At 29.6% G+C, this 14,346-nt stretch carries 15 protein-coding genes; 11 read left to right on the top strand and 4 right to left on the bottom strand.

What is annotated here, in order from left to right; genetic code table 11:
• Nucleotides 1–2: 2 nt before the first annotated feature.
• The 4 genes from LOS89_RS06475 to LOS89_RS06460 all read right to left on the bottom strand — a co-directional run bounded on the left by LOS89_RS06475 (nt 3) and on the right by LOS89_RS06460 (nt 1,885).
• The gene (locus LOS89_RS06475; RefSeq protein WP_231834475.1) at nt 3–320 is read right to left on the bottom strand and encodes a hypothetical protein; all 318 of its coding nucleotides are present in this window, start codon (nt 318–320) and stop codon (nt 3–5) included.
• Nucleotides 321–410: 90 nt separating this feature from the next.
• On the bottom strand, nt 411–884 hold the full coding sequence (locus LOS89_RS06470; protein ID WP_231834474.1) for a hypothetical protein: 474 nt from the start codon (nt 882–884) through the stop codon (nt 411–413).
• Between the two features lie 54 nt (nt 885–938).
• Entirely contained in the window at nt 939–1,235 is a 297-nt protein-coding gene (locus tag LOS89_RS06465) for a winged helix-turn-helix domain-containing protein (RefSeq protein WP_231834473.1), read from the bottom strand.
• A 26-nt stretch (nt 1,236–1,261) separates the two neighbouring features.
• The gene (locus tag LOS89_RS06460; protein WP_231834472.1) at nt 1,262–1,885 is read right to left on the bottom strand and encodes a hypothetical protein; all 624 of its coding nucleotides are present in this window, start codon (nt 1,883–1,885) and stop codon (nt 1,262–1,264) included.
• Nucleotides 1,886–1,965: 80 nt separating this feature from the next.
• On the opposite strand from LOS89_RS06460, the gene LOS89_RS06455 reads away from it, so the two are divergent.
• The 11 genes from LOS89_RS06455 to LOS89_RS06405 all read left to right on the top strand — a co-directional run bounded on the left by LOS89_RS06455 (nt 1,966) and on the right by LOS89_RS06405 (nt 14,341).
• Nucleotides 1,966–2,316 carry a DUF1801 domain-containing protein gene (locus LOS89_RS06455; protein WP_231837026.1) on the top strand — a complete coding sequence of 117 codons (351 nt, stop codon included), beginning with the start codon at nt 1,966–1,968 and terminating at the stop codon, nt 2,314–2,316.
• Between the two features lie 80 nt (nt 2,317–2,396).
• Nucleotides 2,397–2,834 carry a thioredoxin family protein gene (locus LOS89_RS06450; RefSeq protein ID WP_231837025.1) on the top strand — a complete coding sequence of 146 codons (438 nt, stop codon included), beginning with the start codon at nt 2,397–2,399 and terminating at the stop codon, nt 2,832–2,834.
• Nucleotides 2,831–3,814 (top strand): FAD:protein FMN transferase, encoded by a 984-nt coding sequence (locus tag LOS89_RS06445; RefSeq protein ID WP_231837024.1) that lies wholly within the window; start codon nt 2,831–2,833, stop codon nt 3,812–3,814. Before LOS89_RS06450 ends, LOS89_RS06445 begins: the two co-directional genes overlap by 4 nt.
• Before the next feature lie 2 nt (nt 3,815–3,816).
• Nucleotides 3,817–4,026 carry a DUF4266 domain-containing protein gene (locus tag LOS89_RS06440; RefSeq protein ID WP_231837023.1) on the top strand — a complete coding sequence of 70 codons (210 nt, stop codon included), beginning with the start codon at nt 3,817–3,819 and terminating at the stop codon, nt 4,024–4,026.
• A 9-nt stretch (nt 4,027–4,035) separates the two neighbouring features.
• On the top strand, nt 4,036–5,361 hold the full coding sequence (locus LOS89_RS06435; protein ID WP_231837022.1) for a DUF3570 domain-containing protein: 1,326 nt from the start codon (nt 4,036–4,038) through the stop codon (nt 5,359–5,361).
• A gap of 11 nt (nt 5,362–5,372) precedes the next feature.
• The gene (locus LOS89_RS06430; protein ID WP_231837021.1) at nt 5,373–6,038 is read left to right on the top strand and encodes a response regulator transcription factor; all 666 of its coding nucleotides are present in this window, start codon (nt 5,373–5,375) and stop codon (nt 6,036–6,038) included.
• A gap of 1 nt (nt 6,039) precedes the next feature.
• Nucleotides 6,040–6,927: a cation diffusion facilitator family transporter gene (locus LOS89_RS06425; protein WP_231837020.1), complete on the top strand. Its 888-nt coding sequence runs from the start codon at nt 6,040–6,042 to the stop codon at nt 6,925–6,927.
• Nucleotides 6,928–6,930: 3 nt separating this feature from the next.
• Nucleotides 6,931–8,325, top strand: a complete 1,395-nt coding sequence (locus LOS89_RS06420) for a sensor histidine kinase (protein ID WP_231837019.1) — start codon at nt 6,931–6,933, stop codon at nt 8,323–8,325.
• Between the two features lie 78 nt (nt 8,326–8,403).
• On the top strand, nt 8,404–8,781 hold the full coding sequence (locus tag LOS89_RS06415; RefSeq protein ID WP_231837018.1) for a hypothetical protein: 378 nt from the start codon (nt 8,404–8,406) through the stop codon (nt 8,779–8,781).
• Nucleotides 8,782–8,878: 97 nt separating this feature from the next.
• Nucleotides 8,879–13,216: a CusA/CzcA family heavy metal efflux RND transporter gene (locus LOS89_RS06410; protein WP_231837017.1), complete on the top strand. Its 4,338-nt coding sequence runs from the start codon at nt 8,879–8,881 to the stop codon at nt 13,214–13,216.
• Between the two features lie 9 nt (nt 13,217–13,225).
• The gene (locus LOS89_RS06405) at nt 13,226–14,341 is read left to right on the top strand and encodes an efflux RND transporter periplasmic adaptor subunit (protein ID WP_231837016.1); all 1,116 of its coding nucleotides are present in this window, start codon (nt 13,226–13,228) and stop codon (nt 14,339–14,341) included.
• Nucleotides 14,342–14,346 lie beyond the last annotated feature (5 nt).

Here is a 14,346-nt window from a genome sequence, read left to right as displayed (position 1 = left end):
AGTTAAAAAGGTGAATCTGAAATTGCGTTATAAATAATAATTAATATGTATAAAAATGCTATTGGAAGGTTTGCTAAGACTATTATAATTTGGATTTTTAAATCAGCTCTTTTAGTAGGAATCGTTATCCAATCATATACAAGTTTCAAAAGCATAATTCCATTTACAATTCCAGCAATGAAAATGTAAAGTATTCCCGTATATATAAGAATCTCTGAGTTTTTAAATGAAAAGTAAAGTCCAAATAAAAATGTACCAATAGCAAATGAAATGATTGCAATTTGGGTTGATACAGGCATTTTTAAAAAATCTGTTTCCATAGTAACTTCGTTTTTGTTTTAATGATTGCAATACTGTTTTTGATAATTTCCATTCCGATAAAGAATAAAATTCCAATCGTCACGCTGATGTTAATTAGTTTGTTCATTTTGTTTGATATTAAAAGATTGTCTGATATTGTTAATTGGAATGGTAAGCATTCTTAAAAACTCTAAACTGTGAAATTCATAAGCTGCTTTTCCTTTTTTATATTGCTTTATAAAATAATTGAATTGAGTAGGATAGAAGAGTGTCCCTGATAGAATTACCATAACTAAATACAAACTTCGCTTGCCATTGCCAAACAGATAGTATTGCATTCCAATTTCTTCAACAACTGAAACTCCAGTATTCGTTAACACATGAATGATATCATGGTCTTCTAATTTCGGCTGTATTTCAAAGTTGTATTTCATTAAAAAGCACCCCAGGTGAAATCCTAAACTTTCTTGTGGCAACTGAATAAGTTGCTTGACTTCAATGTTCCAAGCATTTCCTTTCTTGAAAAACTTTTGATAAGGTTTCTTACTGATTTCGTACATTTTTTCTATAAATAAATCTCTCATAAATTATATTTAAAAGTACTTTGAAATTCAAAGTAAATGAATAAAAAAATAGTGTTAACTTTTCTTAATTAATTTTTCAAGTGCTTCAATATGAGAAGTAAAGGCTTGTCTTCCTTCTTTTGTAGCACTATATTTTGTATTAGGTTTTTTTCCAATAAATTGTTTTTCAATTTGAATATAATTTTCTAATTCTAAAGCTTTAGTGTGCGATGCTAAGTTACCATCTGTAACACCCAAAAGTTCCTTCAACATATTAAAATCAGCACTTTCATTTACCATCAATATCGACATAATCCCCAAACGAATTCGGTGATCAAAGGCTTTGTTGATATTTTGGATGATGTTGTGCATGATTTGGTATTAAAGATTAATTGAAATTACTTTCTCTCGTATTTAAAATACATTAAACTTCCATACAGAATATGACAACCCCCAAATCCTAATGCCCAAAACAATAATCCGTAACCTAAAAACCATGTAGATAATAAACCCAAAACTATCATAGTGATTCCTAAGTAACGAACATCTCCTAAAGTATATTTACTTGCATTAACACAAGCTAATCCATAAAATATTAAGGTTAGGGGAGCGATAAGTTCTAAAATATCTTTTTCGATTAAGTAAATAATTAAAAAACCACCAGTAGCTAAAGGAATTAAGAAATTAATAACCAATCTTTTTGAAGCAACATTCCAAACATTTTCGTTGCTTTTTCTTGCTTTACGAATACTTAAACCAATTCCAGTTACTATCGACAGAACTAAAACAGTGGCAGCAATTACTAATAATCGAATTACAGCTTCTTCAGAAATAACTAAATCTCGATAAGCTCCCATAGTTGAAGTATCAAAATAGATCGTTTTATAAGCAAACCATGCGCCAACAATTGCATATACACCAGCTAATATTCCCGACAAACCACTTAAGGAAATAAAACGTGATGATTTGTTCATCATGTTTTTGATTTCACTAATGTCATTTAGATAGTTATTGTTTTCCATTTTAAAGTACTTTGAAATACAAAGTAAATAAGAAATAATTTTCTAACCAAACATTTTTTCAATTATTTTTGAATAAAATTATGAAACCAACTGAAGAGTATATTTTAAGGCAACCAGAGCAATATCAAATTATGATGTTGCATGTAATCTCTGTAATAGAGAAGGATTTGATAGCATCTGAATTACTTTTTAAATGGGGAATTCCGTATATATACTATAAGAAAAAGCCATTTTGTTACTTGGCTCCAAACCATAAAAAAGGTTTTTTAGATGTTGGTTTTGCAAAAGGATTTCAACTTAAAAGAAATCAAGATGTCCTAGTTGATGAAAATAGAAATACCGTAAAATCATTGCGTTATTTTGCAATTGAACAAATAGATAATACAGTTTTACTAGTTGTTGTTAGTGAGGTTAAGTTACTATATAGCTAACTTAATTTTAACTTAATTTCAATTTAAGAATATAAATTTCAATTCTTTTTCTCGTTAAATTTGATATAAAATTAGATGACATGAGAAAGTTACTTCTTTTAATAGCCTTAACAATTACCAATTTTATAGTTGCTCAAGATTGGAACTATAACTTCGATAATGCAAAAAAAATAGCTTCGGAGCAAGATAAAAATATCATAATTGTTTTTTCCGGATCAGATTGGTGCGCACCTTGTATCAAGTTAGATAAGAATATTTGGCAATCAGATGCATTCAAAAAAGAGTCTGAAAAAGAATGGGTAATTGTTCGTGCCGATTTTCCTCGAAAAAAAGCAAATTCATTATCAAAAGAACAAACGGAACACAATAGAAAATTAGCCGAAAAATACAATGTAGAAGGTAGTTTTCCTTTAGTTGTTGTACTAGATAAACATGGGAAAGTTATTGGAAAAATGGGCTTTAAAAATGTTTCTCCAGAAGAGTATATTAAAATGATTCATGCATTAGAAAAAAAATGAGACAATTTTTAATTTCAATATTTATTATCAGCTGTTCTATTTCATTTGGGCAACAAGTTTTTAAGAAAAAACAAAGTTTGTTGGGAAGTCCTTTTGAAATTACAGTAGTTGCTTCAGATTCTGTTCAAGGATATCTGTATACTGATATGGCTATTGCTGAAGTAAAACGTATTGAAAATTTAATTTCTGATTGGATTCCAACTTCTCAAATTTCTAAAGTAAATCAAAATGCAGGAATTGCTCCAGTAAAAGTAGACAAAGAAGTTTTTGATTTAGTTGAAAGAGCAATTAAAATATCAAAATTAACTTCAGGAGCTTTTGATATAAGTTATGCTTCAATGGATAAAATTTGGAAATTTGATGGTAGCATGAAAGAAATGCCATCACCTGAAGCAATTAAAAAGTCAGTTGAAAAAGTAGGTTATCAAAACATTATTTTAAATCCAGAAGCATCAACTATTTTTCTTAAAAACAGAGGAATGAAGTTAGGCTTAGGTGGAATAGGTCAAGGTTATATTGCAGACAAAATTAAAGTTTTACTTCAAGTAAATGGATGTAATTCTGGATTAGTCAATGTTTCAGGAGATATTAATACTTGGGGAAAACAACCTGATGGTAAATCTTGGACTGTAGGAATTGTAAATCCAATGAACAAGAACAAAGTGTTTGCTACATTTCCTTTAGATGATAGCGCAGTAGAAACTTCAGGGAGTTATGAAAAATATGTAACCTTTAATGGTAAACGTTATTCTCACATAATCGATCCTAGAACTGGTTATCCGGCTTCGGGAATTGTAAGTGTTTCTGTTTTTGCTAAGCAAACTGAAATTGCCGATGCACTTGCTACAGGTATATTTGTTTTGGGTGTAGATGTAGGATTGGATTTAATTAATCAATTACACGGAATTGAGTGTATTATAGTTGACGATAAAGGAACAGTTCATGTTTCTAAAAATATAGATATTAAGAAATACCAATAGTTATGAAAAAGGTTTTATTAGCGCTGATTGTAGTTTTTTCAACTATTTCATGCAACACAGTTAAAGAATATGATAAACAATATATCAATGACCCTGAAATGAAACTTTCAGCAAGAAGTTCTGAGCGTTTTGAAACTACTTTTCAAGTATATCGTGAAGCTGCTTCTGGAGCTAATGGTGGAAAAACTGGTGGCGGTTGTGGATGTAATTAATGAAATTAGATGAAAATTAAAGTAACCTCATTATTTCTGTTTTGTTCGCTATTGGGCTTTTCTCAGGAAAAAGATTCAACTGAAGTAACGTACAAAAAACGTGTTTTAGAAACTATTGAAGTAGATTTCTTAATGAGTTATTACAAACAAGACGGAATCCATTCTGCTGTTTCTGGAGGAAGAGGAATGGAAGAATTAACCAACATAACACCTACTATTGTTGTTGCAATTCCTTTAAATGACGATGATGTTTTAACTGTTGACGCTGGTCTTTCTGCTTATTCATCTGCTTCTTCAGGAAATATAAATCCTTTTGATAGTAACACTCCAAGTCCTTGGCAAGCAAGTTCTGGAGCATCAGCTCAAGATCAATTAAAATCGTTGGTTTTAAATTATAGTCATAGTTCTGATGATAGAAATACTATTTTAACTGGACATGTTTCAGGTTCTGTTGAATACGATTATTCATCAATTGGTTTTGGTGGTGGTTTTTCGAGGTTATTTAACGGAAAAAACTCGGAAATTTCAGCGAATGCTAATGTGTATTTAGATACTTGGAAACCAATTTATCCTAAAGAATTACAAGATTTTATGGATTATAACGGAATGAATGGTGGAATTTATAATTATTTCGCAGTCACTCCGGGACAAGTTTCTTCAGAAGTTTACAATCCATCCAATTTTAAATTTCACGATACAAAAACTAGAAATTCATTTGCATTGAGTTTGGCTTTCTCGCAAGTTGTAACCAAAAAGATTCAGGGTTCTATTTTTATGGATGTTTTATATCAAAACGGATTGCTTTCGACTCCATATCAACGTGTTTACTTTTCAGATAAAGGTAACTTTTTTATCAATGAATTTCAGTTAGCTGATGATATCGAAAGGTTACCAGATACTCGTTTCAAAATACCAATTGGTACACGTTGGAATTTCTATTTAAATGAAAAATTGACACTTAGAACATATTACAGGTATTATTTTGATGATTGGGATATTTCATCACATACTTTCAATGTAGAACTTCCTTATAAAATAACAGATAAGTTTACATTAATTCCAATGTATCGTTATTATAAGCAACAAAAATCGAAATATTTTGCTCCTTATGAACAGCATTTATCAACGGAAGAATACTATACATCAGATTACGATTTGTCTACATTCAATGCAAATCAGTATGGTTTAGGAATTAGTTATACGGATATTTTTACCAACATGAAAATTTGGAAATTTGGATTGAAAAATCTAGATATTAGATTCAATCATTATGATAGAAATGACGGATTAAATGCTAATATTGTAACGTTTGCAGTTAAATTTGTTCAACAATAATTTAATTAAGTATGCATATACTAATAGTAGAAGACGAAAAAGGTATAATTGATTTCCTTCAACAAGGTTTAGAGGAAGAAGGTTATACTATTTCTACTGCATCTAATGGCGAAGAAGGTTTAAAAAAAGCACTTGAATTACAAGTTGATTTGGTGCTTTTAGATTGGATGTTACCAAAAATGCAAGGAATTGATGTTTGCATAAACGTTAGAAAAGAAAAGCAAAATTTACCTATCATCTTTTTAACTGCAAAAGACACAGTTCAGGAAACTATTGAAGGTCTTAAAGCGGGTGCAAATGATTATATCAAAAAACCTTTTTCATTTGAAGAATTGTTGGAACGAATTAAAATTCATTTCAGAACAAAAGACGATGTGAAAATTCTAACGTTAGGTAATATTAAAATTGATAAATCAAAATTTCAAGTATTTGTTGATAATAAAGAAGTATCTTTGACTCAAAGAGAATTTGAATTACTTGAATATCTAATTAAAAATAAAGGTCAGGTTTGTACCAGAACAAACATTATCGAAGATGTTTGGGACATTCATTTTGAATACGATACAGGAGTTATAGATGTGTTTATGAATGCTATTCGAAAAAAACTCAATCTGTCAAAAGACCAAGAATTAATAAAAACAATTAGAGGAGTAGGGTATATAGCAAACGAAATTTAATATGCCAAACGCAGAACAAAAAGCAATTAAAGCCACTTATTTTAGTATTATTGGGAATACGTTATTAGCCTTAATTAAAGGAATTACAGGTTATTTCGGAAATTCTTATGCAATGATTGCTGATGCGATTGAATCTACTGCTGATATTTTTTCTTCTTTTTTAGTGCTTTTTGGAATAAAGTATTCAAACAAACCTGCAGATGAAAATCACCCTTACGGTCATGGTAGAGCCGAACCTTTAATAACTTTTTTGGTTGTTGGTTTCTTAATTACTTCTGCAACTATTATTGCTTACGAAAGTATTCATAACATCAACACACCGCATGAACTTCCTAAATCATTTACCCTTTATGTATTAGGAGCTATTATTCTTTGGAAAGAAATTTCGTTTCAAATTGTAATGAAAAGAAGTATTGAAACTAAAAGCAGCTCTTTAAAAGCAGACGCTTGGCATCATAGAAGCGATGCTATTACTTCGGTAGCAGCTTTTATCGGAATTTCAATAGCTTTGATATTTGGGAAAGGTTATGAAGCGGCAGATGATTGGGCAGCTTTATTAGCCTCTTTTTTTATTTTGTATAATTGTTATAAAATTTTCCGACCAGCTTTAGGTGAAATCATGGATGAACATTTGTATCATGATTTAGAAGCTGAAATAAAAACAATTTCACAAACGGTTGATGGTGTAATTTGTATTGAGAAATGTTTTATTAGAAAAGCTGGTATGAAATATCATGTGGATTTACATGTTATGGTTGATGGAAATATTTCGGTTAAAGAAGGCCACGATATTTCTCATATTCTGAAAGATACTTTAAGAGGAAAATTAATAGAATTAGGACATGTTTTAATTCATATTGAGCCTAATTTCGAATCTATTGAACGCTAATTTATGTTTTCGTTTTCATTTAAAAATAGAATTGCATTTAACTACATATTAAGTGGTTCGATTCTTATTGCAATTGTATTTTTATTCATTTACAATATTGTAAAACTAAGTGTAAGCAAGCATGTAAACGAAGAAATTCACGAAGAATTAAATAAACATTTAGATGATGTTTCTACAGATTCAAATGATACCTATTTAATTCATGTAGATCAATGGAGAGCTAGAGAGCACAATTCTATTAGTGTTAATCCTGTATTCGTTGAGTTTTATGATAATAATAAAGAGATTATAGATAAATCACCAAACTTAAAAAACTCGGATTTAAAATTATTTTCTGATAAAAATAGTGATGAAGTATTTATAGATACAAAGCTCAATGAAATTGCTATTAGGCAAATTCAAAAACCAATAATAAACAAAAATAAAGTTGTTGGTTATTTGGTTGTGGCTATGTCTTTAGAAGATTTTGAGATTGTTTTAATTTTGAAAAACATTCTATTAATTTCATTTCCTATAATTCTAATTTTACTTTTCTTAATAGCTCGTTTCTTTGCAGGTAAAAGCATTCAACCAATTCGAACGGTTATCGAAACATCTAATAAGATTACAAAAGATAACTTGCAAACTCGTATTCCTTTACCTCAAAACAAAGACGAATTGTATATTTTATCTCAAAATATCAATAATTTATTAGATAGAATCGAAAATGCGATTGAAAGAGAAAAACAGTTTACATCTGATGCTTCTCACGAATTAAGAACACCTTTAGCAGTTATTAAAGGAACAATGGAAGTGTTAATTCGAAAGCCACGAAATCAACAAGAATATGAAGATAAAATTCAGTTTTGTATTTCTGAAGTTAACCGATTAAATCATATGGTAGATCAGTTGCTTTTATTAGCTCGGTTTGAAAATCAAAAACAAAATGTAAAACAAGAGTCTATATTCTTAAATGCACTGGTTTTAGATAACTTAACTCGTTTTTCTGAACGAACTGAAGCTAAAAAGATAAAAATTCAAACAAAATTTGACGACGATTATTATTTGATTTCAGACAATTATTTGGTTTCCATAGTTATTAGTAATCTGATTTCAAATGCTATTAAATACACCAAAGATTCAGGTAACATCGAAATATCATTACATAATTCTTCTAATCATATTGTATTTACAATAAAAGACAACGGAATTGGTATTTCAGAAGATAATTTAGAAAAAGTATTCAATTCTTTTTATCGTTCAGATGTTTCCAATCACCCAGAAATAAAAGGAACTGGTTTAGGTTTATCAATTGTAAAACGACTTTGTGAGTTATTAAAAATTGAAATTGCTATCACAAGTGTTTTAGAATTAGGAACTGAGGTCAAATTGATTTTCAATGATAACAATCCTAAGTAGAACTTAAGAAAAGTTTTATTTTTTTATTTTAAATTTGTAAATCAAATTATAAGTTTGAAATAAAAGCTTAATTACAAAATGAAAAATATAATTGCCATTTTTTTAATAACTACTTTTTTGTGTGCAAACACATCAATAGGGCAATTATTTAAAGTTCCAAACCTATTAGAGCATTATAAAGTTCATAAAAACCAAAAAGCTACAAACTCTATTTCATTTATCGATTTCATAAAACTTCATTATTCTAAAAATGCTGAGAATAATAAAGAGGAGCATCAAGATCTTCCATTTAAAACATTTGATAATGTAACAAGTGTTTTATTTACCATTTCAAATAATAATTTCCAAATACAGTTATTAAAACCTTTAATTTCTAGTAAAAAGAAATTCTTTTATAATGAATCATTCAAATCAAATCTGATAACTTCGATTTGGTTACCGCCTAAAATCGCCTAACATTTAATTAGATAAAGACTTTACGGAGTTTTTATTAGTTCATTCTATTTATCATAACAAGATAAATAGTATTTATTATTTTTTAAATAATTTAAAAATGTTAGAAAAAATCATTGCTTTTAGTTTAAGAAACAAACTCATTATTATCCTTTTTACATTAGGAGTATTCGGATTTGGAATATTTTCTGTTTTCCAAATTTCGATTGGAGCCGTACCTGATGTAACCAATAACCAAGTTCAAGTAATCACCACATCTCGAAATCTTTCAACGCAAGATATTGAGCAATATATTACGTATCCAGTAGAAATAGAAATGGCAAATTTGCCTAGTGTACACGAAATTCGTTCTATTTCAAAGTTTGGATTATCTGTAGTGACTATTGTTTTTGATGATGATATTGGAACCTATTTGCCACGTCAATTAATTGCTGAAAAAATTAAATCAGCATCTGAAAAAATTCCTGAAGGTTTTGGAACTCCAGAAATGGGACCAATTACAACGGGTTTAGGAGAAATTTATCAATATACTTTAGAAGTAAAACCTGAATTTAAAAATCAATATACCGTTACCGATTTAAGAACAATTCAAGATTGGGTAGTTAAAAGACAATTATCTGGAATTAAAGGTGTTGTCGAAATTAATACTTGGGGTGGTTATCTTAAACAATATGAAATTGCTATAAATTCTACGAGTTTAAAAGCAATGAATATTTCTACTTCTGATGTTTTTACGGCTTTAGAAAAGAATAATAGCATTGCCGGTGGTTCATATATTGAAAAAACTAATGAAAGTTATTTTATTAGAGGAGAAGGAAAAGTAAACTCAATTGAAGATATCGAAAACATTGTAGTTAAAAACGACTCAGGTACTCCAGTTTATATTAAAGATGTGGCTAAAGTACAATTTGGTCATGCCAATCGTTTTGGTGCTATTACTGGAAATGGTGAAGGTGAAAAAGTATTAGGTCAAGTCATGATGCTTAAAGACGGTAATTCTAAAAAAGTAATTCAAGATGTAAAAAATAGAGTTGCTGAAATAGAAAAAACGTTACCAGACGGTGTTTACATAAATGGATTTTTAGAACGAAGCGAATTAGTTGGTAAAACAACATTTACCGTTGCAGAGAACCTTATTTTAGGGTGTTTGATAGTAATTTTTGTTGTAGTACTATTACTAGGTAATTGGCGTTCAGGATTAGTTGTTGCTTCAGTAATTCCATTGTGTCTGTTGTTTGCCATCTCATTTATGAATATTTTCAAAATTGATGCTAACTTAATGAGTTTAGGAGCAATAGATTTTGGAATCATCATTGATGGAGCAGTAATCATTGTCGAATTTATTGCTTTTCAAATTGCTAATAAATCAAGTCATTTAGTAGGATTAAATAAAACTGATAGACAATTAGAAATCGATCAAATCACTTATAAAAGTGCGTCTAAAATGATGAATTCGGCTGTTTTTGGTCAGCTGATAATTTTAATTGTATTCATTCCCATATTATCACTTTCTGGAGTAGAAGGTAAAATGTTTAAACCAATGGCAATGACTTTTAGTTTCGCACTATTAGGAGCTATGTTGTTTTGTTTTACTTATGTTCCAGTAGCTGCTTCATTGTTTTTAAAACCAAAAGAAGAGAATTTAAATTCGTTATCTCATCGGTTGATTAATAAACTAAATTCTTGGTATTTACCAGTTATAAAATGGGCTTTACAGAACACTAAAAAAGTGTTGTATACTGCTATTGCTTTGCTTTTTATGGCAATTGCTTTATTCTCAACTATGGGTGGCGAATTTATTCCGCAATTAGATGAAGGAGATTTTGTTATCCAACCTGTTTTAAAAACGGGAACTTCTCTAAGTAAAACTATTGAAACCACTACTAAAATTGAAAAAATCATTTTGAAAAACTTTCCAGAAGCAGAACAAGTTGTGAGTAGAATTGGTGCAGCCGAAGTTCCAACAGATCCTATGAGTATGGAAGAAAGTGATGTAATCATCAAGTTAAAACCTAAATCAGAATGGGTTTCTGCGGATTCGAAAGATGAATTAGCTGATAAAATTAAAACAGCTATTGAAAAACAAATTCCAAATATGGAAATTGAATTTACACAACCTATAGAAATGCGTTTTAACGAATTGATTTCTGGTTCGCGTTCAGATGTAGCAATCAAAATTTTTGGTGAAGATTTGAATATTTTGGCAAAAAAAGCACAAGAAGTTGAAAAAGCGATTCGAAATGTAGAAGGCGCTTCGGATATTATTATTGAAAAAACGGAAGGTTTACCACAAATGTTTGTTCAGTACGATAGAAGTAAAATCGCTCGTTATGGTTTGAATATTTCAGATTTAAACGATATGATTGCATTAGGATTTGCTGGAAAAATTGTTGGAAATGTGTTTGAAGGTGAAAAACGATTTGATATGGTAATTCGTTTGGATAAAACCAATAGAACAGATATTGAAGATTTACGAAATTTATATGTTTCAACTCCAAGTGGCGATCAAATTCCGTTGCGTGAATTAGCAAACATCAATTATACAGAAGGTCCAGCCAAAATTTCGAGAGACAATACCAATCGTAGAATTACTGTAGGAATTAATGTTAGAAATAGAGATTTACAAAGTGTTGTTGATGATGTTCGTAAAATTATCGATCGCGACATCAAATTACCTCCTGGTTATCGTGTAACTTATGGCGGTCAATTTGAAAATTTAGAAAGTGCTAAAGCTCGATTGTTGATTGCTGTGCCAATTGCGTTATTCTTAATTTTTGTGTTATTGCATTTTGCATTTGGTTCTATCAAAGAGGCTTTAATGGTTTATTCTGCAATTCCATTGTCTGCAGTTGGTGGTATTTTATTCCTTTGGATTCGCGACTTACCTTTTAGTATATCAGCAGGAGTTGGTTTTATTGCACTTTTTGGTATTGCCGTTCTTAACGGAATTGTATTAATTGAGCATTTTAAAGAATTAAAACATAGTGGAAAATATCCAAATATGAATGAACTAATTTTAAAAGGAACATCAGATAGACTTCGTCCGGTATTATTAACAGCAGCTGCAGCAGCATTAGGCTTTTTGCCAATGGCAGTTTCAGCAGGAGCAGGAGCAGAAGTTCAGCGTCCGCTTGCTACCGTTGTAATTGGTGGGTTGATTACGGCAACAATTCTAACTTTGATAGTTTTGCCAGTTTTATTTAAAGTTTATGACGAGAAAGAAGAAAAGAAACTTAGCTTTAAAAAGTTGAAAAATAGTTCTTTAATCATTGTATTAATGTTCAGTTCATTTTTAAGTTTTGGACAACAAAATACTGCCGAACTAGATAGTTTGGTTTCAAAAGCAATTGCCAATAATAAAAATATCAAATCAGGTCAGTTACAAGTTGATAAAGCTAAAGAAGCTATCAAATTGGGATATGATTTCGATAAAACCAATATTTATTATAGTTATGACCAAAATAATTTGGCTTTAAATAATGAGCCTTTAAAAGTTTTTGGAGCACAACAAAGCTTTGCTTTTCCAACGGTTTATGGAGCGCAACGAAAAGTCTATAAAGCAGCTTACGAAAAAGAAAAATCTAGTTTTGAAATTCAAAAAACAAAGTTATCACTAGAAGTTTCTAAAGCCTATTACGAGATTGTGTATTTAAAACATCAGGAGAAATTATATAAATATCTTGATAGTTTGTACCAAAATTTCTCCAAAGCAAGCGACAGACGTTTTGAATTAGGTGAAACTAATTATCTTGAAAAAATTACGGCTGAAGCAAAATACAGACAAATTAGAACCAAGTTATTTCAAATTGATAATGCAAAATCGGCTCAATTGGAATTGTTACAATCTTTGATTCAATCGGATAGTAAAATTGATATTAAAACTACAGAATTGGAAATTTTAAATACTTTTAAAAATACTTCAAGTAAAGATGTTTATACTACTTATTTAGAGAATATTACAAAAGAATATAAGTCTAAAGAAAGTTTACAAAAACAGAATTGGTTACCCGATTTGAATTTAGAATATTTTCAAGGAAGAAACAGTGGACTTTCACAATCTTTGTATGGTTTTCAAGTAGGTTTATCAGTTCCTATTTTATTCAATGGAAACATTGCAAAATCTAAAGTTGCAAAACTTGAAACTCAAGCTTGGGAACAGCAAAAACTAAATGAAGAAACCAAGATAGATGCTTATATTAAGCAAAAACAAGATGAGTTGAAAATTTATCAGCAAGCTATAGATTATTATAATCAATACGGTAAAAAAGTTTCAGAAGAAATTATCAAAGTAGCCAATAGCAGTTATAAACACGGAGAAATCGACTTTTTTCAGTACATCTTAAGTTTAGAAAATGCAGCTACAATTCAAGTTGATTATTTAGATGCTGTTATCCAATTCAATAAAACTCAATTAGATTTAAACTATATCAATTTATAAAAAATTCAAATGAAAAATATATTTTCAATATTAGCCTTAGTTCTGTTAACTGTTTCTTGTAATAAAGAAAAAGAAGTCGAACAAACCACTCAAGATGATGGAATAATTACTGTTACTGAAGAGCAATTCAAGTCTTCAGGAATGCAAGTTGAAACACCTTCAACTCAAGATTTTGATGCAACTATCAAATGTTCAGGAAAAATAGATGTTCCGCCACAATATCGTGCTAAAATAACGCCTTTTATTGGTGGTTATGTAAAATCAACTTCATTGTTAGTTGGTGATAAAGTAAGAAAAGGACAAGCTTTAATTACATTAGAAAACACAGAATATTTAGATATTCAGAAAGAATATGTTGAAGTTGCCGAGCAAATCAATTATTTAAAATCGGAGTTTGAACGTCAGAAAACTTTGTTTAATGAAAAGATTACATCGCAAAAGAACTATTTAAAAGCAGAAAGTGATTATCGCCAAGCAAAAGGAATGTATCAAGGATTAAAAGAGAAATTACTGTTATTGAACATTAGTCCTGCAAAAGTTGAAAAAGGAAAATTTACTTCTGTAATTACGTTAGCATCACCAATTTCTGGTGATATTACAGTTATGAATGCAAATGTGGGAATGTTCATGTCGCCTTCAGATGTTATTCTAGAAGTTGTGGATACCAATTATTTACATTTGAATTTGAGCATTTTTGAAAAAGACATTTTGAATGTAAAAGAAGGTCAAAAAATCAATTTTACAATTCCTGAAGCAAGTAAAAGTCACTATACTTCAAGTGTGCAATTAGTAGGAAAATCAATAGAAAATAAAGATCGTACGATTTCTGTTTTCGGAGTTTTAAACGCTGCTGATAAGGCCAAATTGCTTTCTGGAATGTTTGTTGAAGCCGGAATAGTTACGCATTCTAAAAAAGGTTTAGCCATTCCACATGATGCTTTAATTACTGAAAATGAAAAGAATTTCATACTTTTATTAAAAGAACAAAAAGGAAATTATACATTTAAGAAAACCCTAGTTACGATTGGAGAAACATCTGAACAATTTGTGGAAATTATCCCAAATGAGATGATTAATGAAAATTCGAAAATTTTGACAAAAGGTGTTTTCGATTTAACTAATTAAAATAT

It is taken from the genome of Flavobacterium channae, assembly GCF_021172165.1.
GTDB classification, from domain to species: domain Bacteria; phylum Bacteroidota; class Bacteroidia; order Flavobacteriales; family Flavobacteriaceae; genus Flavobacterium; species Flavobacterium channae.
The sequence above is the reverse complement of the archived record's forward strand: the minus strand, read 5'-3'. Positions and strand labels throughout refer to the sequence as shown.